Origin of the sequence: Halomonas profundus, from assembly GCF_020865425.1 — a bacterium.
Lineage (GTDB): Bacteria > Pseudomonadota > Gammaproteobacteria > Pseudomonadales > Halomonadaceae > Vreelandella > Vreelandella titanicae.
Genome location: NZ_CP086344.1, coordinates 14,114 through 36,598 on the forward strand (window position 1 = coordinate 14,114; position 22,485 = coordinate 36,598).

Sequence of the window (22,485 nt, forward strand, 5' to 3'; positions counted from 1 at the left end):
GGCTGAGGCCAATTAGTGTCAATGCAATGGTGGCTAGCCTAGCGGTATCCCATGCAATGAAAGAGCGATAACGTATGATGACATTTACCTAATATAAACAGTGAAAAAGGGGACACTACAGAAAATTGATAGCTCTGATGATAACGGCTACTACGGGAGAAGTTGATGGGTGCGCTCGAAATATTTCTGCATAACCAAAAGACCCATCAAGCGTTCTTTATCAGCATTCATAAATTGAGCGAAGTAGCGGTTAGCATTACCGATAATTTTTTTTGCCGCCACGGGGTTTTCAAGGTAATAGGTGACTTTCTCCTCAAGGTCTGAGTAATCATCTTTGAGCTGCACATAGTGATAGTCAGGTAACAAAGTGCCTTCCATAAACCATGTTTCAAAGCGCGGTTGTCGCATAAAACAGAGTGAATTAGAGGCCATTATCCATTTGAGATTCGTTGCAACATCTTTGCCTTCGATACTGAGTACGAATTTATATTTCAGTTGCTCCAGTACCGACATAAATTGGCTATGCCAGGGCTGACCTTGCGCATTTTTGTGAATATCGCCCACATTACATAGCGGGTGATCATAAAAGTCTCGAATGAATTGTCGCCGATGTTCTTGATGACAAGAACCACGCCATACCACAAGGTCAAGCTTGTCATCATAGCGGTGAGGATCTTTCACCGTGTAGTAATGACGAACACGGTTTAACTTAAGTAAAACTGAGTTTTGATTGTGGTCATTAATGGGCCGGCTTTTCACTAAGGTAGGTGCATCCGGCACGGTGGTTACATCACCAAAGCGATGGCAGAAGCGTAGTTCAGGCGGAAAATAGCGCAGCACACTGAGCAAATCCAAGTAATAAGTGCCGCTTTTCTCGCGTTTGAAACTAGATAAACTTATAGCCTCCTTAGGCAGTTCAACGTTGTTTTCCAGTTGATTACAGTAGTTAACTCGGAGAAGTAACTGCTGCTGCTCCTCTTTTGACAATTGCTTTAATGAGCGAAGTAAATTTAATCTTTGCCGTTGCAGAAACGTACTGGGAATTAGGCGGTGAACGGTATGTTGCGCATAAAAGCCTAGTTTATGAAGATTTTTATGCGCTTTTGCAGAAGCTGCAAGCATAATCATTAACTCACTATTGTTTGATAGAGGTGCCAGTACGCTGCAGTCATTGACTGAGGGCTATAATGATCTAAACGTTCAGTGGCTCCTTGGGCCAATCGTTGCCGAAGAGCGGGATCCTGCCTTAATCGCATAATGTCGTTAGCCAGTGCATCGGCGTCGCCGGACGGTATCAGCAACCCCGTTTGTTCGTGCTTGACGATATCGGGTATGCCGCCAACCTTGGTAGCAATGACAGGAACGCCTAGCTGCATGACATCCAGCAGCACAGATCCCAGGCCTTCATTGCGTGAAGGAAATGCAAACACATCCAGGCCAGCTAGATAGTCGGCAATATTGCTTTTAAATCCCAGCCAGGAAACATTGCTAAGTGACGAGGATTCTGCTTTTAGCGTTTCTGCATCTTCACCGTCACCTAGAAAAATAAACTGTATATCAGGCGCTTGATGCTCAAGCTTCTGCGCAGCCTGCAATAGCACTCGCTGACCTTTATGACGGTCAACCATGGCGCCTGCATGGCCGACCAAAAATTTATCGGCAAAATCATTGCGAAAACTTTTGGTCGCCTCAGGCGAGGGCGTTAAGCGCGCATAGGCACTGGGTATCAAGGTAACGTCGCCACACTGATTGTCTTCCAGCAGACGCTTTATGACGTGGGAGAGGGCAACCCTGGCGGATGCTTGAGAGTAACACTGCTGATTAAACCACTTACGTTTGACGGGCGAGTCGACACGGCGTGTAATTAAATAGGGCGTGCCTTTTAAACGGTAGTGTAAGTAAGCCCAATGAACGCCTTTTGCATCGTGGGCATGTACCAGCTGTGTCCCGCCGAGATCAAAATGCCCCGCTAACTGGTGATTGGCTGCTTGAAAGTTGAGTCGCGCTACACTCTGCAGGTGCTGGCGCATGGGCGAGTCTCGACGGCAAACCAGCGTTTGTGCAATATCGTTTGGTGCATGCTCTGCTAACGTTTTAATTAATAACTCAGTTTGACGCTCTCCACCGCGAAAACCACGCGCCAAATTTACATGAGTAATATGCATCAATCACCAAACCTTATTAAAGTCTTCCGCTTCAAGCACTTTGGGATCGCGTTGATATTCGAGTAGCTTGGCATACTTCAAGTAGCTATTGAGACCTGCGCTGATCGCAACGGTCATGCCGTCTACTCCGCCCATGAAGCCTCGCTGGAATATGTATTTGCGTACAAAGGCATTCAGGCCATGCGCAAACGGTGAAAAGGAGTTGGCCCGCTTCCCCTTTTGAAACATGATTTTGGCCGCACGACCGCTGAAGTTTCGCCCTGGCTTGGCAAATAACTGACCTAAGTTAGCAAAGGAGTAATGCACTATATCTGCGTTAAGTCGCTTGGGGTTGGCAGCCCCTATGCTGGCATGCTGTTTTACATCAGCAAAGCGAGCATGGTGCCGGTTGTAGAGCCGAATACAGTAATCGGGATACCAGCCACAGACTCTAATCCAGCGTGAGCCAATCATATTGCGGCGACGAAAGGCAAAGGCGTCATGCTCGGTTGCAGCTAGGTCTAGCTGTCCAATCGCTTCGACCATCTCTGGCGTTAGGCGTTCATCGGCGTCTAAGCTGAGCACCCAGTCGTACTTTACGTGCGCTAGCGCGATATTTTTTTGAACGCCGTCACCTAAATAGGCTTGTTGAACCACCTTGGCACCTAACTCACGCGCGATAGCGGTGGTGCGGTCTTGGCTGCCTGAATCCACCACAACGATGTCGTCACATACTTGGCGAGCGGAAGCAATACAGTCCGCAATATTGGCTTCTTCGTTAAAGGTAATAATATTAGCCGATATCATGAAACAGGCATCTCTTGCAAAAAGGCAGTCGTAATGTGCGCTGGAGAAAAACGTTCCAGCCAACGTTCATCAATAGCATAGCCGTCAGCATCAAGAATGGCATCGACACGGGCTGCTAACGCCTCCGGTGTCATTTCACACAGATAAGCTTCCAGCTCACCGGTCATAATATCACGTACCCCGCCTGGGCAATCGACCGAGACAATCGGTGTTTGGCAGGCCAGCGCTTCAAGTAATACGATGCCAAGACCTTCGTGGGCAGAGCTCAAGATGAATAGGCGTGCATGATGCATCCAAGGGTAAGGGTTGAGTTGGCGACCGGTAAACGTAACCCGTGCCGCAATACCCAGCTCAACGGCTAGTGCTTCCAGTTCTTTGCGCAGTGGCCCCTCGCCGACAATCACCAGCGGAAGCGTTGTGCGCATCTTGGCGTACGCCCGCAGTAGAAGGTGATGGTTTTTCTGCGGTACCAAGCGGGCTACATTGAGTAGATATGGAGAATTGGGCCGCTCCGGAAAGTCTTCGCACATGGCCTTTCGGATAGACTCTAAAGGGCATGGATTGGTGATGGTTCTCAGCGAGGACGGCTTGACTTGTAGCGTCTGCATGGCAGTGGCGATTTGCTGTTCGACGCCGTGGGATACGGTTACTAAGTGTTTGTTATGAAAAAGACAGCGTGCTTTTAGTCGCTCTAGCCAAGGGGCATGACTTCCGGTAGTTTTGACGATATTTTCCAGAACATAACAGGCGCGGGGGTCTTGGAAGGACCATACCGTTTCAAAGGTACCAATGCCGCGGAAAATGATCCGATCAAAAGCGCCATATTGGCGCTCAAGGCGACGTACTTCGCGACGAAAAAGTTTTCCACCCCACCAGCCTGATAATAAAAAATAGCTTTTCCTTAACACGCTATTGAGCAGGCGTGCTACCACCTCAATAATGCCGCCTACACCCGATCTCCACATGGCACGAGACAGTGCGAAATGGTGAACTTTGACTTGCTCATTGCTCGGTTCTAGCTGGGGGGGGCGCGGTTTAAAGTACATCAAATGGCTCTCATGGCCGTGTTCCGCAAAGGCGTCCGCAAGGTTCACCGCTACCCGTTCCATGCCACCAATTTTTAACGTACGCACGACAATCAATACCTTCATGTGGGCGAGTCCTTTTGGTGGGGCGGAAGTTGCATCACAGGACTGCACTGCAACCGCTGGCGACGCCGCCGATTCTTAAACCACGCCAGCATTTGCTTCAGACGTCGTTGCAGGGAAGGTCGAGTAGCTTGTACAGATGGCTGCCACGGTGTTAACGAAAGATAGTGCCGATACAAATAGGCAAGCGGGTGGCGGCTGTCGGCGTGCCATGGTTTACGTGCGCCAATAAAATGTATGATCGCGGGTTCACGGATAGCGTGTTCAAGTTCCTTCTGCCAATCAGCATAGTGAGCTGCTTTTTTTTCTACGGCCGGATAAGCGTATGGCTGCATATTCCAGCGCATGGGTAGTCGATACCAGTCTTGGAAAATGAGATTTAATGCGTCCTGATCGGGATAACTTAAGGTGTAATCGTGCAGCTTTAATATTTGCTCTACTTGATCTAGCACATTGCGAGCTTTCCATCCTTCTAGATCCACCAGAAGGACGCCGGAATTAAAATAGTGTTGATAACCAAGGCCCATTCTACTCTGCTGGGTTCCTTGTAGATTAGCCACACTAGCGATGGGAGCGCCCTGTATGTCGAATGCCAACAAATTGGCGATATCGTCTAGCACTACAAGGTCACAGTCTAAATAAATAACTTTCTGGCAGCTTGGTGGCAGCCAGTTGTGCATGCCTAGACGCAGCATGGCGGCGGGCCCAAAACGGCCCAATGTTAACTCGGGCCAGCGACTATTCTCAGCTTCAATGATCGTTAGCTCAGCAGGCAGTGTCGTAAACCAGTTGTGCAGCTTTTGATGAGTACTTGCAGATAGTTTATATCCTAATATATAGAAATGCAGCGCCTCAGGTGTCTCGCTGTGACAAACGGTTGACGCTATCACGGCAGCGGCTTTATCTATATAAGCCTCATCGGAGCACAGGACAATATCAATCATTTGCGATCCTTTCCTGATATAACAGAGGGTGTTGAACTGTTAGTGCGCAATGTGGGTTTCCATATATGGACGAGGCCGCCCGCCATAACAACATTAAACAGAAATACACCTGTCCAAAATATCAAATATGATTCAAAAAGATTAATTACACTCCAAAAGCATAAAAAAGCATAGAAAAATAGCAGTACATCACCCGGCATGTCGCCACGCTTCCAAGCAAACCATGCGTTTGCTATAAACCACCCTAGTAGATAAAAGTAAGCAGCTAGACCTAACAAGCCATACTGTAGTGTGATTTCAAGATAGAGGTTATGTAGATGACCAAAATTTAAAGCTTGATAGTGTGCTTGATTATATTGGATGTTATCAAATAGATAATCAATGCCTTGCTCACCCCAGCCTAGCAAGGGGCGTTGGGCAATCATATCGATCGCGGCGCGCCAACTATATAGTCGCTCTCCTACACTAGAGCGTACTTCACTGGTTGATAGGGGAACAGAACTCCAGTCACCTCTCAGTAGTGCCTGAATGGTATCCAATTCTGCAGTAGCTCTTTCAATGACTAAAGAGCTATTGGTAATAATAAGAATCGCCAGGCATGCTGATAATATAAAAAATATGAGTAGATATTTTTTTGAAAAACTTTTTCGATGCTCAATAAAGATTAAGAAAAGTGCCGTTAATAGGCCTGCTATCACACCTAGCCAAGTGGCGCGAGTTTGTGAAATGATAACGCCGGCTATAATGATAATAAAAGCGAGTACCCATAAACTTAGTTTGCCATAGTGTTGTAGAGGAGCCCTTAACAGCCGTGGTAAAAAAATAAGCAATCCAAGCAGTACTGTGCCGAAAAACATCGCTGAATGCTGAACGTTACGAATACCAAACCCAATGCGTTCGCCGAGAAAACCACGCTGAAAGTCAGCGAGGCCATCGCCAGCGATCCATGGCGCCAATACGACAGCTGCGCTAGCAATACTCCAGAAAAGTAGCGTGTTCTGTGTGCTGCCAGCAAGCCACCATGCAAATATAATAAATACGAACAGTCGGGCAATGTGATCCAGTTTAGGGTAGTCACCTGCCAGATCAGGAAGTGCCAGTGTTAAAAAAAACCAATGACACACTGCTAATAGTAAGGCCCACCAAAACATATGAAAAACAGGGTGTTTCCATACTGGTGCGGCATAAATTTTAATGCTAATTAAACCAGAGAGAGATAGTACTAATTTATTGAAGTCGCTAAAATCATCAAAGTGAGGCTTTGAAAAAACATAAAACAACGTAGTTAATACGCCTATCGCTATTAAGGGTAGGGGCGTTTTTCCAAAATAATGTGTTTCCCATAAGCCTGAAGGGATCTTTCTTAACATATACTCAGTTTCTCAGTTGTTTTCTGCATCTATGAAAAATTAATGTTCATTGGTGAACTGACCGGTATTTTAAAAGCTGTTTTAACGAGTCGCGATAAAAATTTAACTACAGTAGCCTTGTCGAATGCTGCCCATTAATTCTGAGCTGTGGGAGATGGCAGAAAACTTTCCTAGCGAGCGCTCTAAGCGAGCTAAATTCTTTTCCTGCCACTTTCCCGCCGCACGGAGGCGGCAGCGATCAAGGTCAATCAACCAAGGTGCGCCACTGGGGTCGATCAAAATATTGCGGGCGTTCAGGTCAACATGATCAAGCCCCGCTTGATGAAAGCGGTAAATCATAGCACCTACACGCTTTAACAACGCTTCATCCGCCAGATCGTCGGCGAGTAGCTCAGCGAATGCTTTGGCACCAGCAATGCGCACGGTAATCAACGCGGCTTCATACGTAAGCCCATAGCGAGTAACACAGCTTGCTACGGGGCGAGGTACCGGCAGCCCTTGCTCAAAAAGCGTGGCGGTTAAGCGCAGTTCACGAAATGCCCGGGTGCGCTCAGCGCCAGTCCATAGGTAGCGTTTCTCACTGAGTTTGGCCGCCATGCCCCCCCGGCAATAGGGCCTTAATACCCACTGCTCGGTCGGCGTTGCCTGTAAAAACAGACTGCTGCCCCGGCCTGGTGCTTCGCCCACAATTAATCCGCGCTCACGCCAGTAATCGCGCGTGAATAAGTCTGGATCAATTTGGTGTGTTCCCGGTGCGTCACATAAACTGTCTACATCATGTAAAATCAGCCAATTTCTCTGCCGGAGTGCCGCTAAGCGCATGAAGCCCTCTCTGCCTGTTCAGCCTAACCACATTGCCATTTTGCGCCTCTCCGCCCTAGGAGATGTGTGCAATCTCGTGCCCACGGTGCGGGCGTTGCAGCGCCAGTGGCCCGATGCGCGCATTACCTGGATTATCGGTAAGGGGGAGCACAGTCTACTGGCGGGGCTTTCCGGGGTCGAGTTCGTTGTTTACGACAAGTCGACAGGTATTGCCGGAATGCGCGCGTTATGGCGGCAGCTTGCCGATACGCGCTTCGATGTGTTGCTACATATGCAGCAGGCCATTCGGGCCAGCGTGCTGTCGCTTGGGCTGAAGGCCGACGTACGTGTGGGCTATGACAAGGCGCGTGCCAAAGATGCTCAGCACTGGTTCACCCAGCATCAGCTTGCGCCGCACCCTAATGCCCATGTGCTGGAGTCCTTTATGGACTTCGCCCGGGTGCTCGGGGTAGAGGATGACCGCTTAGCGTGGGATTTACCTGTGCCCGATACGGCACGTAATGAGGCTCAGGTGATCAGTGGTGAGACCCCTTACCTCGTCATTAACCCGTGTAGCAACGTTCGCCTGCGTAATTTTCGCAACTGGTCTGTAGAGGGCTACGCGAGCGTGATTGAACACGCTTGGGTGCAGCACGGTCTTAAAAGCGTATTGACCGGTGGCGGCAGTGCTCTGGAGCGTGAAATAGGCGAGCAAATTGAAGCACTCTGTCAGCCAGCCAGTGTCATTAACGCCATCGGCGGCACCTCATTGAAAGGGGTTTTAGCGCTGATCGATCAAGCCCAAGCGGTGATAGCGCCGGATACCGGCCCTATCCATATGGCCAATGCCATGGGAACGCCGGCATTGGGTCTTTATGCATCGACCAATCCCCAGCGCGCCGCGCCCTATTTGTGGCGTGATTTTGCGGTCAACGCTTATCCTGACGCGGTACGTACTTATCTGCATAAGTCGGTAGACGAGGTGAGCTGGGGCCAGCGGGTGCGTCACCCAAGCGCCATGATGCTGATTAAAGCAGACGACGTTATCGCTAAACTGGATACATTGCTGGCGCATACCGCTTTGACTGCCAGCGCAGGGAGCACCGATGAAGATTGATTTAACCGCGTTAGAACATGCCCGTGTACTGGTGGTCGGCGATGTCATGCTTGACCGCTATTGGCATGGAGGTACCTCGCGGATTTCCCCCGAAGCGCCTGTGCCAGTAGTTCGGGTAGAAGATGTTGAAGACCGTCCAGGCGGAGCGGCTAATGTGGCGCTGAACATTACCTCCCTGGGCGGCCACGCGGTGCTGGCGGGTGTGATCGGAGACGATGACAACGCGCAGATTCTACAAGCTAGTTTGATTGCTTCAGGTGTGAGTACTTACTTTCAACGTAGCGTTGAGATACCCACGATTACCAAGCTGCGTGTGATGAGTCGTAACCAGCAGTTGCTGCGCCTGGATTTCGAGCAGCGCTTGGACAGTGTCGATACCAATGTGCTGGTGACTCAGGTAGAAAAGGCGCTCCCCGACTGCGACGTAGTGATCCTTTCCGACTACGGCAAAGGCACGCTGAACCAAGTAGAGAACCTGATAGCCAACGCAAGAGCTCAGGGCAAGCGCGTGCTAATCGATCCGAAAGGGCAGGATTTCAGCAAATACCGTGGGGCAAGTTTAATCACTCCCAATCTGACCGAATTTGAAGCCGTGGTTGGTCATTGTGCGACCGATGCTGAGTTATCCCGCCGGGGTGAAGCGCTACGTGCTGAGTTGGAGCTGGAAGCGTTGCTGATTACTCGCAGCGAAAAGGGCATGACGCTGATTCGTGAAGGGCATGCGCCGCTACACCTACCTACTCGCGCTCAGGAAGTTTTTGATGTAACAGGGGCAGGCGATACCGTTATTGGCTTAATGGGGCTAGCGCTAGCGGCAGGCCACGCCTTTCCCGAAGCAATGATGCTGGCTAATTTGGGGGCAGGGCTGGTAGTGGCCAAACCGGGCACGGCCACGCTCTCTATCGCCGAGCTCTACACTGCCTTACACGGCGATAAGCTGGCCGAGTTTGGGGTGATTGAACCGAATGTATTGATCGAGGCGGTGCGTGCTGCCCAGCTACGCGGTGAGCGGGTGGTCATGACCAACGGCTGCTTTGATATTTTGCATGCGGGCCACGTCGCCTACCTGGAGCAGGCTAAATGTCTGGGTGACCGTTTAATCGTCGCGGTTAACGACGACGCCTCTATTGGTCGCCTGAAAGGGCCCAAACGTCCGATTAATCCGCTTAACCGGCGGATGCAGGTGTTGGCGGGGTTAGGGGCTGTCGATTGGGTTGTGCCGTTCAGTGACGACACCCCTCAGGCGCTGATCGAAGCGGTGCTACCCGATATCTTGGTCAAAGGTGGCGATTATCGTCCAGAAGATATCGCCGGGGGCGCGGCCGTTATCGCTAATGGTGGTGAGGTTAAAGTACTGGGCTTTGAAGATGGCGTTTCGACCTCGGCGATGATTAGTTCGATTCTAGATCGTGAACGCTAAGAAACCTCTGATGTCTTCACCTGCCTGGCCTCGGCTTGCCTACTCAGCGGCACTGTATGCGCTCTCACCGCTGATTGGCTGGCGCATATGGCGTGAGCAAGTACCCACTTACTCACGCCTTCAGCGGCTGGGTTTACGCCTCGAACCGCTGCCTTCCGCGCCACGTATTTGGCTGCACTGTGCCTCGGTGGGAGAAGTACGCGCCGCTCGACCGTTGATTGAGGGGCTACTAGCGCGTTATTCAACGCATAGCCTGCTGCTCACTACCATGACTGCGACAGGTGCTCAGCAGTCTCAAGCGCTTATTAGCGAGCAAACCCCAAGCGATCAAGCAAGGCTTACCCATCGCTTCCTACCGTTGGATTTTCCCGGTGCTGCCAGACGCTTTGTACGCAGCGTTCAGCCCGAACTTGCGATCCTGTTTGAAACCGAGCTGTGGCCCAACCTGATCCACGCCTGTCGCCAGCAGGGTGTGCCGGTGGCAGTGGTGAATGGTCGCCTATCGCCCCGCGCCTTTAAGCGCTACCAACGCCTGCGCCCGCTAATGGCCAGCACGCTCGCCAATATTAGCTGGCTAGCCGCAAAATCACCGGCAGATGCCGAACGCTTTAATGCCCTTGGCTGCGGCACGGATATTACACGCATCGTTGGTTCGCTGAAATTTGAAATAGCTTGCCAAGATAAGGTGTCTGAAGAGAGTGAGCGCTTACTTCAAGAATGGGAAGGGCGTCCGGTTTGGGTAGCGGGCTCCACCCGAGACGGCGAAGAAGCACTTGTGCTTCAAGCCCATCGTCAGCTACTTAGGCGCTATCCGAACGCGTTGCTGGTGCTGGTGCCTCGTCACCCCCAGCGCTTTGATGAGGTGGCTAAACTTTGCCAAACAGAAAGCTGGACACTAAGCCGCCGCAGCCTACAGCAGCCTGCCACAAAGCAAACTCAGGTTTACCTGGGGGATACGCTCGGTGAACTGGCCGTTCTTTATGCAGCAGGTCGTGTGGCCTTTGTGGGGGGCAGCCTAGTGCCGTTGGGCGGGCACAATGTGCTTGAACCAGCGGCGCTCGGTAGGCCGGTGCTTAGCGGTTCCTCAATTGAGAACTTCGCCGATGTCGCTGAACCGCTTCAAGCGGCAGGTGCGCTAACGCTGGTCGATAGCTCGGATGCCCTGGCAGATGCCTTGGCGGACTACTTTGCTAACCCTGAGCGCGCCCAACAGGCTGGGCGCGCTGGCCGCGCGGTGATTGAGACGCAAAAAGGCGCACTTGATCGCACCCTGACAGGATTGGCGTCGTTACTGTCTCGTTAGCCATTGCCTGTATCGAAGAATCTTTATTTAAGCGCTATGCGCTCCACACCATCTTCTTTGCCCAGCAGCAGAACATCGGCGCCGCGGGCGGCAAACAAGCCATTGGTCACCACACCGACGATAGCGTTGATACGCGCCTCCATGGCTACCGGGTCTTCGATCATAAATTCAAAGCAGTCGATGATTTGGTTGCCATTGTCGGTGACTACCCCCTGGCGATAAACCGGCTCGGCACCAAGCGCTACCAGCTCGCGGGCGACATAGGAGCGAGCCATGGGGATGACTTCTACCGGTAGCGGAAAATGACCTAGCTGAGGCACGTACTTTGAACCGTCGGCAATGCAGATAAAGCGTTCGGCACAGGCAGCCACGATTTTCTCGCGGGTAAGCGCAGCACCGCCGCCTTTAATCATATGTAAGTTAGCATTTACTTCGTCTGCACCGTCGATGTAAAAAGGAACTGTGCCAACGCTATTGAGCTCAAAAACTTCAATGCCCAGTTTCTCAAGGCGCTCGGCACTTGCCTTAGAGCTCGCCACCGCGCCTTTAAAATGATGGCGCAGGGGCCCCAGGCGATCAATAAACAGGTTAGCCGTGGAGCCGGTGCCAATGCCTAAGATGGTATCCTTTTCCAACTGAGATTTAATTTCTGCAATGGCGGCGTCCGCCACGGCGGCCTTTAATTCATCCTGGTTCATAGCTTGGTTCATAAATAGCCTTGTGAGTCAGAGGAGAGTTAGAGAAAAGAGGTAGTGGCGTTAGTATAACGGCCTAAACGTTGCCTGCCGATGGAAACGCGGCTAGACGCCGCTATACGTAATCTGCTACCAATAAAAGCTTTGTCCGTTCACGTTCTTCCCTTGGGATACCCGCATGCTCGAAGCAACCGTCAAAAAGATCCTCCAAGCCCGCGTTTATGAAGCCGCTTGTGAGACCCCGATTTCCCCTGCACCCTTTTTGTCGCGTCGTTTCAACAACCAGATTTTGATTAAGCGCGAAGATCTACAGCCGGTGTTTTCGTTCAAAATCCGTGGCGCTTATAACAAAATGGCGCAGCTCACCCAGGATCAAAAAGATAAAGGCGTGATTGCCGCTTCCGCCGGTAACCATGCTCAAGGGCTGGCCATGGCCGCGAAGCTGATGGGTGTCAAAGCCGTCATTGTGATGCCGCGTATTACCCCCGATATCAAAGTGCAGGCGGTGCGCGCCCGGGGCGCCAAGGTCATCCTCAAAGGGGATGCCTTCGCTGCTGCAGCCGAGCATGCTCAAGAGCTGATCAAAGAGCACGGTTACACCTATATTCCGCCGTTTGACGATATTGATGTGGTGGCCGGTCAAGGCACCATCGGCGTGGAAATTCTGCGCCAACACGCTGGGCGCTTAGACGCCATCTTCGTGCCGGTTGGCGGCGGTGGTTTGATCGCCGGTGTCGCGGCCTATGTGAAGTACCTCCGCCCGGATATCAAAGTAATCGGTGTCGAAGCCGAAGACAGCGCCTGCCTCAAAGCCGCCTTAGAGGCGGGTGAGCGTGTGGTGCTCGAGCAAGTGGGTGTATTTGCCGAAGGCGTCGCGGTGGCACAAATTGGCGAGGTGCCGTTTTCGTTGATCAAAGATCTGATTGACGGCGTTATCACCGTCAATACCGATGAAATGTGTGCAGCGGTGAAAGATATTTTTGAAGATACCCGTGCCGTGGCGGAAACCTCTGGCGCGCTCTCGCTGGCAGGGCTAAAAAAATACGTGCAGCAGACCGGTGCCGAAGGCGAGACGCTGCTGTGCATTAACTCAGGCGCCAATACCAATTTTGATCGCCTACAGCACATTGCCGAGCGCACGGAACTAGGCGAGCAGCGTGAAGCGATCCTGGCGGTGACCATTGCCGAGAAACCCGGTAGCTTTAAGAAGTTTTGCCGCACGCTAGGCAAGCGTATGGTGACCGAGTTTAGCTATCGCTACGCTGACAGCAGTGAAGCGCATATCTATGTAGGCGTGCAGGTTAAGCCCGGCGGTGAAGATCGACAGGCAGTGATCGACAAGCTGCGTGAGAGTGGCTATCAAGTAGAAGACTTGACTGACAATGAGCTGGCGAAACTGCATATTCGTCACCTAAGTGGTGGCCGCCCCAGCGAACGTTTCGAAGAAGAGGTATACCGTTTTGAGTTCCCCGAGCGCCCCGGTGCGCTGATGAACTTTTTGACGCAGTTGCCACACGACTGGAACATCTCGCTATTTCATTATCGCAACCATGGCGCTGCCTACGGCCGAGTGTTGGTGGGAATGCAAGTCCCAAACGGTGACCGTACTCATGTGGCAGAGTACTTAGATGCCATCGGCTACCGTTACTGGCGTGAAAGCGATAATCCGGCCTACCGATTATTTATGGCTTAGCGCTGCCCTGCGGTAAGCATAAGACGTGCGTAAATAGTTGTGTGTAAGTGGTTGCTTACCTTTAACGTCAGAGCTGCTAGTAACATAACGTAACTTAATCCTCAGAAATGAGGCTAAAAAAGGTCGCTAAACTAGTTGTCAACGATGGCCTAATAGCCCTATAGTCGTGAATGAAATTAAGCAAATCTGCCACCCTTTTGAAACCGTAAAGTGTGGTGGATTTAGCACATTCGGCAACGGTAAAGGTGTTGGAGAAGCGGCATGCGGCGGAAGAAGCCTGATATGGTAATGGCGTTGATGGTGGTATTTGCATTAGGAGTGCTGGCTACCGGCTATGCGCAGGCGTTGTCGGGAAGCTAATTCCCCGCAAGGTGACAGATAGCAGACGAGAGGGGCTGATCCTTTATGGGGTCAGCCCTTTTTTATGGCCAGTTTTTAAGGACAGCGATTGCCGGCGAACGTAGCCTTGGTCACTGACCACCACCTGTAAAGGCACATCCCATGGCTCCACAGGCAGAGAAGCCACCTGTTGGCAGGCATGGGCGACGCCAATCAAAGTAGGCGATGGGCCGGGGCGGTGCATGAACGCTAAGCTGCGGTCGTAAAATCCGCCCCCCATTCCCATGCGGTTTGCATTAGCATCAAATCCGACTAGCGGCACAATCAACGTATCTAGCGCCCAAGCGGGCAGCCGATTACGCCGCTGGGCGCTGAATCTCACGTCAGGCTCCCAAATACCAAAACGGTTTTTTATCATTGGGGTGTCAGTACGGTAGGCAACAAACCACAGGCGGTTAGCGCTAAACGGACGTAAAACCGGGAGATAAATATTGACGTTACGCTGACGTAGCCAGGGAATAAGCGGGGTAGGATCGATTTCGCCGTTGACAGGCAGATAAAGACTTAAGCGCCGTGCGCGGCGTATTTCAGGCAGGGTTTTCAATCGTTGGCACAAGCGCTGTGCCGCAAGGCGTTGCTCATGCTCAGAAAGGGCTCGGCGTTGGTGACGTAAAGAGCGGCGGAGCGCGCGCTTATCGTCGTCCAGATAGAGGCTTTCCATGCAGATATTCTTTTATCCTCTATATTTTTGCATAGCCTAGACTTTGGGTGTTCTCCAGAGTGCCGCTGTCATTCTGGCCCTGAACCTACTGGTTCAGGTGGGTGGCCGCAGCCAGACCGTCAGGCTTTCCGACGCACGGACATGCACACGGGCCTGGCTAGCATTTGGCCCCCTGGGTATTACGCATAGGCTCGAGGGACTATAACGACTGGCGTACACCCCAGAGAACCCCGCCATCCTAACAGAGCGACGGCTAATGCCAAAGGTCTGGGTTAAACGTTCGCCGAGTCTTTAGATCGTGACAGCGCTTTCAGGTAAAGCCTAAGACTGGCGCGTTTTGGCTAATGCCCGCTCAAGGCGCTCATTTAAACGGTTCAGGCTCTCTTCACCGGCACGGTGCTCATCCATGGCTTCAAGAAGTTCGTGGGTGATATTGAGGGCCGCCATGATCGCCACACGCTCACTTCCCAGCACGCTGCTTTGGGCATTGATACCCTGCATGGCGCGGTCTAAGTAGCGCGCGGCGCGATCAAGTTTGGCTTCTTCGCCCGTGTCGCAGGCAATGATATAGCCGCGCCCTAATAGGGTTATTTCTTTGGTTGGCCGCTTGGCGTTGCTCATCAAAGACTCCAGCACGGGCCAGCAAGGGGCCCAATGCGTTAACATCACAGCATAGGAAGATAGGTGTCACTCACTATAAGAGAGGCACTTGTGCGCGGTCAACGCGCGGGCGAGTGCATCTCGTACCATTGCCGCCACCCTATCCCCCACACGCCCAGTAAATACGAGGTTATTAAATACTATGTCATTGATTGATGAGCGTCAGGACTTCTCCGATGTCGCAGATGTCTTTCTTCTCCATGGCAGCATGCAGTCGCCGGCTTTTTTGGATGGCCGCTTATGTGCGCTGCTGGCGTTACGCGATGTGAATGCAGAGGCTTGGTTGGACGAAGTCTGCCAGAGCCTTGGTGTTGAGCAGCCCCGCGATCAGGCAAGTGCCGAGCGGTTATTAGGCTGGCGGCGGCAAACCGTAGAGGCGCTTAGCGCCAGCGACCTGGACTATACCCCACTGCTACCCGACGAGCTGTTCTCCCTGGGCGAGCAGGCGCAGGGTCTTAAAGAGTGGACGCTGGGCTTTATTGAGGTGATCGATGAAGTGGCCGACAACGAGCTGCGCGAGCGTTGGTCTCAGGCGCTCCGTGAGGCGATTGATGACTTGCAGGCGCTGGGTCGGATAGATACCGATATTGACGACAGCCCCGAAAACGAAAACGATCTGTTTGCGCTTACCGAGCATGCCCGCATGGCCGCTATGCTGCTGTATACCGAGCAGCACCCCGGTATGCCGCAAGTCGAGCAAACTGACGCACCCGTTCACTAATCCCGTTGCCTAGATAGGAGCCGCTATGCTGTCCGACCCTACGTTGTTACCTCGCTCCCCTGCGATCAGTATGGGCGAGTACCGCCACCGCCGTGACGCCTTAATGGCCCAACTGCCGGATAACGCAGCGGTGGTGCTCCCCGGTGCCGGAATGATGACCCGCTCCCGGGACAGCGAATTTGCCTTCCGCCAGAACAGCGATTTTTACTACCTGACAGGCATACGTGAACCGGTTGCGCTGCTGTTGCTGCTACCAGGGCGCGCTGAAGGTGAAAGCGTGGTGTTCTGTCAGGATCGAGACCCTACGATGGAAGCCTGGACAGGGCGCCGTTTGGGTGCCGAAGGCGTGGTCGCTGAATACGGCATCGATCAGGCGTTTGAAAACGCAGTACGCGATGAAAAGCTGACTGAATTGTTGGCAGGTCGTGAGCTACTTTATCTGCCCCTAGACAATGCTGAAGCTGTCAGCATGGCTGAAGATGCTTTACATGAAGCCCAGGCCGGGCTTAGACGCGGTCGGCCGCCGCTAAAAGGTTGGCTGGATATCAGCCCGTTGATTCATGCCATGCGGCTGATCAAAAGCAATGCTGAAATTGCCCTGCTCAGACATGCGGCACTGATATCTGCCCATGCTCACCGGCGCGCCATGCAGGTGGCGCGCCCAGGGCTGAGCGAATTTCAGCTCCAGGCAGAGTTAGAGCATGAGTTTGTCTGGCATGGGGCCAGTGGCCCTGCCTACAGTACGATTGTGGGTAGCGGTGCCAACGCCTGCGTACTGCACTATATTGAAAACAGCGCACCGCTATGTGAAGACGGCTTGGTGCTGATCGATGCGGGTGCCGAGTTTGAGTTATACGCCGGTGATATCACCCGCACATTCCCGGTGTCCGGGCAGTTCAATGATGCCCAGCGGGCGCTCTACCAAGTGGTGCTCAACGCCCAGCAGCGCGCTGTGAGTGCCGTCCAGCCGGGTACCACCCTTGCTGATATCCACCAGGGCGTGGTGCATGACTTAACTGCCGGGCTGATTGAGCTTGGCCTGCTGGAAGGCGACGTTCAGGCGCGCATCGATGATGAGAGTTATCGACGTTTTTACCTGCACTCAACGTCACACTGGTTGGGGCTGGATGTGCACGATGTCGGCACTTACCGGTTGGATGAGCAAACACCTCGGCCACTGGTTGCAGGTATGGTGCTCACCGTGGAGCCTGGCCTGTATATTCCTAGTGAAGACGATATTCCTGATGCCTATCAGGGTATTGGTATTCGTATTGAGGACAATGTGGTCGTCACTAACGAAGGCCATGAAGTACTGACCGCCGACGTGCCTAAACAGGTCGTTGAAATCGAAGCATTGATGGCTAAAAAGTAACCAGTCATCAATGTCTATAAAAGTCTTTATGTAAATTACGTTACGAAATTATTATTACCTCTTTATGAGTCGGCGTCGTGGCCGGGAGAAGCCAATGCAGCAGTCTAATCAGGCGGTTAAGGGAGCGCTGACGCATGACATTGTGATTGTGGGCGGGGGGCTGGTAGGCGCCAGCTTAGGCTGCGCCCTGGCGCCGCTGATTGAACGCTATGGCTGGCGTGTGGCGATCATTGAGTCGGCGCCTATGGCTGTTCAGCCACAGGAAACGACCTGGCAGCCCAGTTTTGATGCCCGGGCCAGTGCGATTGCAGAAGGTTCAGCCCAGCGCTTCCAACAGTTGGGTGTGTGGGAAGCGATGCGTGATGAGGCCACGCCTATCAAACGTATTCATATCAGTGAGCGAGGCCGCTTAGGAGCGACACGGCTGAGCGCTGACGAGCTGGGCGTCGCCGCGCTGGGGCATGTAATCCCCAATGCGTGGATGGGCCGTGTGCTGCACCAACGGCTTGCCCAACTGCCGCTGGAGTGGCACTGCCCGGCGAAGGTTGAGCTACTTACCCCCGTAGCTAATGGGCATGAGCTGCATCTCTCAGACGGTAGCCAGTTGAAGGCAGGACTGACGGTATTGGCAGATGGGGGACGCTCCGGTCTTAAAGAGCAGTTAGGCATTGGCAGCCGCCATGAATCTTACCAGCAGACGGCGCTGATCGCTCACGTGGGGGTAAGCCAGCCCCACATGGGCATCGCTTATGAGCGCTTTACCTCCCAAGGGCCAATGGCGCTGTTGCCGCTCCCCGGCCAGGCCATGGAGCTAATCTGGACGCACCCCAGTGGTAGCGAACAAGCGCGTATGGCGCTTCCCGAGCGTGAATTCCTGCTGCAACTTCAGCGTGCCTTTGGCGACCGAGTGGGTCGCTTTACCCGGGTCGGCACCCGGCACGCTTATCCGCTTTCACTGGTCACCGCTGAAGAACCGGTGCGTCCAGGGCTGGCGGTATTGGGTAACGCTGCTCATGCCTTGCACCCGGTCGCGGGGCAGGGGTTCAACTTAGCCCTGCGTGGGGTAATGGATCTTGTCGAGGCCCTGGAGCAGGGTGAGCAGGCCAAGCGGCCGTTGGGCGATATGAGTACGCTGCAAGCCTTTGAAAAGCAGCGCTCCCGAGACCGCGCCAATGTGATTCGCTTTAGCGACGGGCTGGTGCGGCTGTTCGGGCTCTCCTTCCCGCTGCTGCCCCATGCTCGGGCCGCGGGGTTAATAGGTTTGAATCTGGTTGGGCCCTTGCGGCGAGGGCTGGCTCGCCGCGCCATGGGCTTAGAACGTTAAGCTTATACATCCTAGCCCACGAACAAGGGAACGCTATGCATACGGACTCATCTATTGCGAAGCCGTCGGTGGAAAGCTTTGAAGCGATTATTGTTGGCGGTGGTATGGTCGGTACCGCGCTCTGCGCGCTGTTAGCCCAGGCAGGCATGCAGGTAGCGCTTGTTGAGGCAAAGCCCGCGCCGTTAAGCCTTGAGAATGCCACTAGCCAGCTGCCAGCCCCGCGGGTTAGCGCGTTAACGCCGGTCTCTCAACGCTTGCTAACCCATGTGGGCGCTTGGCCCGCGATGCAGAAAACCCGGGTAACGCCCTACCAAGGCATGCAGGTATGGGATGCCGAAGGGAGTGGTGAAATCGCCTTCTCCGCCGACGAGGCGGGAGTAGCCGTACTGGGCCATATCGTTGAGAATGCGGTCACGCTGGCCGCGCTCAATCATCAGGTCGTTGAGCATCCCAATGTCACCCCATTTTTTGGCGCTCGCCTACAGGCGCTGCAGCGCCCAAGCTCATATCCTTCAAAGCAAGCCTCAAGTGGCGACTGGCTGATACTTGACGATGGGCGACAGCTACATGCGCCGTTAATCATCGCCGCAGATGGTGCCCACTCGGTGCTACGCGAAATGGCCGGTATTGAGGTGGCCAGCGACGATATGCAGCAGGAGGCTGTGGTAACCACCGTTAAGTGCGCCAAGCCCCATGGTGGGGCGGCTCGGCAAGCGTTTATTGATGGTCGCCCACTGGCGTTTCTGCCGTTAACCGTGGAAGGGGATGACCATTACTGCTCAATTGTATGGTCGACTACGCCGGAGCACGCCGCTGAACTGAGTGAACTGCCCCGCGAAGCGCTTGGGGAGGCACTGGGGAGAGCATTTTGTCATCGCCTAGGTGAGGTAACGGTCTGCGATAAGGCCCACCGTTTTCCGTTAGTGCAGCGCCATGCCCGTCACTATGTGCAACCGCATTTCGCATTGGTGGGGGACGCTGCCCACAGCATTCATCCGCTGGCGGGCCAGGGCGTCAATTTAGGCCTTATGGATGCGGCGGTCTTGGCAGAAGAGGTGGTGTATGCCTGGCAGCGCGGTGCGCCCTGGGGAGAGTTAAGCACCTTGAAGCGCTATGAACGCCGGCGGCGCTTTGATAACAGCGTCATGCTGGGGCTGATGAAGGGGTTTAAAGTACTGTTCGGCAGCCACGACCCGGCGTTGACGCTGGCGCGTAACCTGGGAATGAGTGGCATGAACCAGTTGGTGCCGCTAAAACGGGTATTGATGCGGCAGGCGACCGGGGAGCGCGGCCGCCTGCCGCTTAGCTGTCGTTAAACCGGGCTGTCGTTAAATCAGGTTGCCGTCAACGCCGTTGACGGTCGACTACGTTGAGTGCTTTAAGCAGATTAAGCGCCTCGCTGAGTTGGTAATCATTGAGTAGTCGCTCGGCCATCTCCTGGCGATCCCGTGGCGCCTGCTGAGCGCTTAGGTGGCCCTCGAGGTCGGCTTCACGAATCTCCCGGCGGCTCTCGGCGACTTCCAAGCGACCACGCACAACGTCTACATCGGGCTCAATGCCTTGGGCCTGAATGGAGCGACCGTTGGGAGTGTAGTAGAGCGCCGTGGTAAGTTTGAGTCCTTCGCCATTACCGAGTGGCATAATCTGCTGCACTGAACCTTTACCAAAACTATCGGTGCCCATAATCACACCACGCCGCTGATCCTGCAGCGCCCCGGCGACGATTTCCGCCGCTGACGCACTGCCACCATTGATCAACACGACCAGCGGCACATCGGCAGCGGGCGTGGTGGGTGAGGCAGAGAACGACATTTCGGTATCTGAGAGGCGCCCCTCGGTATACACGATCAAGCCCTCATCCAGGAACAGGTCGGCAATGCCGACGGCGGCCTGTAGCACCCCACCGGGGTTATTACGTAAATCGAGTATCAACCCTTCTAAAGGCTGTTCGCGAGCCATAAGCTCAAGCGCATCGCGCGCCTGTTCCGGTGTGCGCGCCTGAAACTGACTAACGCGCAGGTAGCCATAACCGGGCTCGAGCAGCTCATGTTTAACGCTTTCGCTGCGAATAACCTCGCGGGTCAGAATAAATTCCCGCGGCGAATCTTCGCCTGAACGCAGCACGCTAATGCGTAGATCGGTGCCCGGCTCACCGCGCATCAGGGTGACGGCCTCTTGCAGCGACATGCTGTCGGTGGGGGTGCCATCAATGGCGACGATAATATCGCGAGAAAGTAGCCCCGCGCGGGAAGCGGGGGTGTCGTCGATAGGCGTAATCACCATGAGCTGACCATTCTCGGTGCCCACTTCGATACCGATGCCGCCAAATTCGCCCTGAGTCGACTCGCGCAGGCTCTGATACTCCTCCTCATCCAAGTAGGCGGAGTGGGGGTCTAGCTCGCTCAGCATGCCACGCATAGCGTTGCGCAGCAGCGTACTGTCGTCGACCTCCTCAACGTAGGCACGCTTAATGCGTTCAAACACCTCGGCGAAGGTCTGAATATCTTCCAGGGGGAGTTGGTCGTAGGATGGCTCATCCACCGCACCACTACCGGCTGGTTGGGCGAGCAGCGGTAGCGGGGCCGACAGTAAAGTAATCGGGAGCAGGGTAGCCAAGAAGCGCTTGGCGGGGGCTGATACCCCGGTAACTGATAGCGTCATGCAGACTCCGCAGGGCGATAGGTGGCGCCATAGCGCGCCACCCTGTCGTGGAAAATATTTAGTTGAAAATGAACATTGAGACATCGATAGTCATGCAGCTTATCCCGTCAGCGGCGCGCAATCCAACGCTGTGGATTAATTGGTTCACCCCCGCGGCGAACTTCGAAGTAGAGCGCTGCGCGGGTTTGACCACCGCTATCGCCTACGCGACCAATTTCATCACCGCGACTGACCTGCTGACCAGGCCTAACGCTGAACTGTTGCAGGTGGGCATGCAGCGTCATGATCTGGTCACCGTGGTCGATAATCAGCAAGTTACCAAACCCCCGCATCCAGTCAGCGAATACCACCCGGCCAGTATGTACGGCAGTGACCGGGGTGCCCGCGCTGGCCTGAATCACAATACCGTTATAGTGCACGCCATCGCGATGGTGAAAATTGCTGCTGATTGAACCCTGTACCGGCCAAGGCAAATCACCTTGGGTGCTTACAATATGCGTAGTAGGCGTGGGTTCAGCAAGTTTTGCCATCTCCGCCTGGATATTACGCAGTACCCTTTCGGCCTCTTCGCGGCTCTGATTGAGGTCGGCCAGCCGCTCCTCTTCGCTTCCGTAGCGGTCATCCAGATTGGAAACAACGCCTCGCCGTTCGGTGGTGCGTTGGGCTAACAGCGCGCTTTGCTCTTCTAACTCGTCGGCCAGCGTATCGAGGCGGGCCTGCCGCTCGCTTAGTTCCTCCTGAGTATCGGCGAGCGCCGTATCGAGGCGGGCGATAGCATTTAAGCGGCGATTGCGTGCTTCGGTCAGCCGATTCATATACGCCTGCATACGATCAAGCTCGGACGGGTCGCCCTGGTTAAGCAGCAGTTTGAGCTGCGGCGTTGGGCCAAGGCGGTAAAGTGCTGAGAGCTGCTGGCCCAAGGCTGCATATTGGTCGGCACGCTCGCTCTCCAGTCGGTCACGATGTTGACGGAGCTGGGTCGTTTCATCATTCAACAGGCGGCGCTCAGCTTGTAGCGTGTCTAAGCGCTGATGAGTCTCGGCAAGCTTGGTTTCGACTTCCTTGAGCTCACGTTCGGCGCTATCGCGAGCCTCGCCAGTGGCGCTGAGGCGTTGGGCAACGGACTCGATCTCTTGGCCAATTGCATCCAACTGCCGACGCGCAGCACTTTCATCCTGCTGGGCGAAGCCTGCTGGCGCATAACTTAGCGCCAGCAGGAGGGTCATTGCCAAATAGCGCCAAATA

The 22,485-nt window shown here is 53.9% G+C and carries 20 protein-coding genes and 1 other RNA gene; 8 read left to right on the top strand and 13 right to left on the bottom strand.

Translation table 11 applies throughout. The features are described 5' to 3' along the window. Positions 1-150 precede the first annotated feature (150 nt). The 7 genes from LMS44_RS00055 to LMS44_RS00085 all read right to left on the bottom strand — a co-directional run bounded on the left by LMS44_RS00055 (position 151) and on the right by LMS44_RS00085 (position 7,235). A complete protein-coding gene (locus LMS44_RS00055; RefSeq protein WP_278370460.1) occupies positions 151-1,128 on the bottom strand; it encodes a glycosyl transferase family 90 in 978 nt (325 codons plus the stop codon). Continuing rightward, positions 1,128-2,165, bottom strand: coding sequence for a glycosyltransferase family 4 protein (locus LMS44_RS00060; RefSeq protein ID WP_041157465.1), 1,038 nt, complete (start codon positions 2,163-2,165; stop codon positions 1,128-1,130). Before LMS44_RS00060 ends, LMS44_RS00055 begins: the two co-directional genes overlap by 1 nt. Positions 2,166-2,168: 3 nt before the next feature. Further along, entirely contained in the window at positions 2,169-2,951 is a 783-nt protein-coding gene (locus tag LMS44_RS00065; protein ID WP_278370462.1) for a glycosyltransferase family 2 protein, read from the bottom strand. Then, the gene (locus LMS44_RS00070; protein WP_278370463.1) at positions 2,948-4,102 is read right to left on the bottom strand and encodes a glycosyltransferase; all 1,155 of its coding nucleotides are present in this window, start codon (positions 4,100-4,102) and stop codon (positions 2,948-2,950) included. Before LMS44_RS00070 ends, LMS44_RS00065 begins: the two co-directional genes overlap by 4 nt. Continuing rightward, positions 4,099-5,043: a glycosyltransferase family 8 protein gene (locus tag LMS44_RS00075; protein ID WP_278370465.1), complete on the bottom strand. Its 945-nt coding sequence runs from the start codon at positions 5,041-5,043 to the stop codon at positions 4,099-4,101. The genes LMS44_RS00070 and LMS44_RS00075 overlap by 4 nt, the downstream gene beginning before the upstream one ends. Then, positions 5,040-6,413, bottom strand: coding sequence for an O-antigen ligase family protein (locus LMS44_RS00080; RefSeq protein ID WP_278370466.1), 1,374 nt, complete (start codon positions 6,411-6,413; stop codon positions 5,040-5,042). Before LMS44_RS00080 ends, LMS44_RS00075 begins: the two co-directional genes overlap by 4 nt. Positions 6,414-6,515: 102 nt before the next feature. Then, positions 6,516-7,235 carry a 3-deoxy-D-manno-octulosonic acid kinase gene (locus LMS44_RS00085; protein ID WP_278370467.1) on the bottom strand — a complete coding sequence of 240 codons (720 nt, stop codon included), beginning with the start codon at positions 7,233-7,235 and terminating at the stop codon, positions 6,516-6,518. On the opposite strand from LMS44_RS00085, the gene LMS44_RS00090 reads away from it, so the two are divergent. Genes LMS44_RS00090 through waaA form a run of 3 tightly spaced genes read left to right on the top strand, consistent with a single transcriptional unit; the run spans position 7,234 to position 11,054 of the window. Beyond that, positions 7,234-8,331: a glycosyltransferase family 9 protein gene (locus LMS44_RS00090; RefSeq protein WP_053856930.1), complete on the top strand. Its 1,098-nt coding sequence runs from the start codon at positions 7,234-7,236 to the stop codon at positions 8,329-8,331. The two genes, LMS44_RS00085 and LMS44_RS00090, sit on opposite strands and share 2 nt — an antisense overlap. Further along, on the top strand, positions 8,321-9,751 hold the full coding sequence (gene hldE, locus LMS44_RS00095) for a bifunctional D-glycero-beta-D-manno-heptose-7-phosphate kinase/D-glycero-beta-D-manno-heptose 1-phosphate adenylyltransferase HldE (protein WP_159177864.1): 1,431 nt from the start codon (positions 8,321-8,323) through the stop codon (positions 9,749-9,751). Before LMS44_RS00090 ends, hldE begins: the two co-directional genes overlap by 11 nt. A gap of 10 nt (positions 9,752-9,761) precedes the next feature. After that, positions 9,762-11,054: a lipid IV(A) 3-deoxy-D-manno-octulosonic acid transferase gene (gene waaA, locus LMS44_RS00100; RefSeq protein ID WP_022521012.1), complete on the top strand. Its 1,293-nt coding sequence runs from the start codon at positions 9,762-9,764 to the stop codon at positions 11,052-11,054. Positions 11,055-11,077: 23 nt separating this feature from the next. On the opposite strand, the gene rpiA is transcribed toward waaA, so the two are convergent. Continuing rightward, complete coding sequence (gene rpiA / locus LMS44_RS00105) at positions 11,078-11,752, bottom strand: ribose-5-phosphate isomerase RpiA (protein ID WP_027958479.1); 675 nt, start codon at positions 11,750-11,752, stop codon at positions 11,078-11,080. 175 nt (positions 11,753-11,927) lie between these two features. Here rpiA and ilvA point away from each other — a divergent pair, with 175 nt between their 5' ends. Next, complete coding sequence (gene ilvA / locus LMS44_RS00110; protein ID WP_009286372.1) at positions 11,928-13,442, top strand: threonine ammonia-lyase, biosynthetic; 1,515 nt, start codon at positions 11,928-11,930, stop codon at positions 13,440-13,442. A gap of 403 nt (positions 13,443-13,845) precedes the next feature. Here the strand turns inward: ilvA and LMS44_RS00115 are convergent, their stop codons facing one another. From LMS44_RS00115 to LMS44_RS00125, 3 genes are all read right to left on the bottom strand, one after another. Further along, positions 13,846-14,502 (bottom strand): 5-formyltetrahydrofolate cyclo-ligase, encoded by a 657-nt coding sequence (locus LMS44_RS00115; protein ID WP_498946596.1) that lies wholly within the window; start codon positions 14,500-14,502, stop codon positions 13,846-13,848. 47 nt (positions 14,503-14,549) lie between these two features. Continuing rightward, positions 14,550-14,732, bottom strand: a non-coding RNA gene (gene ssrS, locus LMS44_RS00120) — 6S RNA. 91 nt (positions 14,733-14,823) lie between these two features. Beyond that, entirely contained in the window at positions 14,824-15,123 is a 300-nt protein-coding gene (locus tag LMS44_RS00125; RefSeq protein WP_180090819.1) for a cell division protein ZapA, read from the bottom strand. A gap of 181 nt (positions 15,124-15,304) precedes the next feature. On the opposite strand from LMS44_RS00125, the gene LMS44_RS00130 reads away from it, so the two are divergent. The 4 genes from LMS44_RS00130 (at position 15,305) to LMS44_RS00145 (ending at position 19,895) form a co-directional block, all read left to right on the top strand. After that, positions 15,305-15,883, top strand: a complete 579-nt coding sequence (locus LMS44_RS00130; protein WP_039857873.1) for a UPF0149 family protein — start codon at positions 15,305-15,307, stop codon at positions 15,881-15,883. Positions 15,884-15,908: 25 nt separating this feature from the next. Further along, the gene (gene pepP, locus LMS44_RS00135) at positions 15,909-17,255 is read left to right on the top strand and encodes a Xaa-Pro aminopeptidase (RefSeq protein ID WP_498946598.1); all 1,347 of its coding nucleotides are present in this window, start codon (positions 15,909-15,911) and stop codon (positions 17,253-17,255) included. A 94-nt stretch (positions 17,256-17,349) separates the two neighbouring features. Then, a complete protein-coding gene (gene ubiH / locus LMS44_RS00140) occupies positions 17,350-18,579 on the top strand; it encodes a 2-octaprenyl-6-methoxyphenyl hydroxylase (protein ID WP_498946600.1) in 1,230 nt (409 codons plus the stop codon). A 35-nt stretch (positions 18,580-18,614) separates the two neighbouring features. After that, the gene (locus tag LMS44_RS00145; protein ID WP_498946602.1) at positions 18,615-19,895 is read left to right on the top strand and encodes a UbiH/UbiF/VisC/COQ6 family ubiquinone biosynthesis hydroxylase; all 1,281 of its coding nucleotides are present in this window, start codon (positions 18,615-18,617) and stop codon (positions 19,893-19,895) included. Positions 19,896-19,923: 28 nt separating this feature from the next. Here the strand turns inward: LMS44_RS00145 and LMS44_RS00150 are convergent, their stop codons facing one another. After that, the gene (locus LMS44_RS00150) at positions 19,924-21,240 is read right to left on the bottom strand and encodes a S41 family peptidase (protein ID WP_498946604.1); all 1,317 of its coding nucleotides are present in this window, start codon (positions 21,238-21,240) and stop codon (positions 19,924-19,926) included. Between the two features lie 107 nt (positions 21,241-21,347). Continuing rightward, positions 21,348-22,466, bottom strand: coding sequence for a murein hydrolase activator EnvC family protein (locus LMS44_RS00155; RefSeq protein ID WP_498946606.1), 1,119 nt, complete (start codon positions 22,464-22,466; stop codon positions 21,348-21,350). Positions 22,467-22,485: the final 19 nt, after the last annotated feature.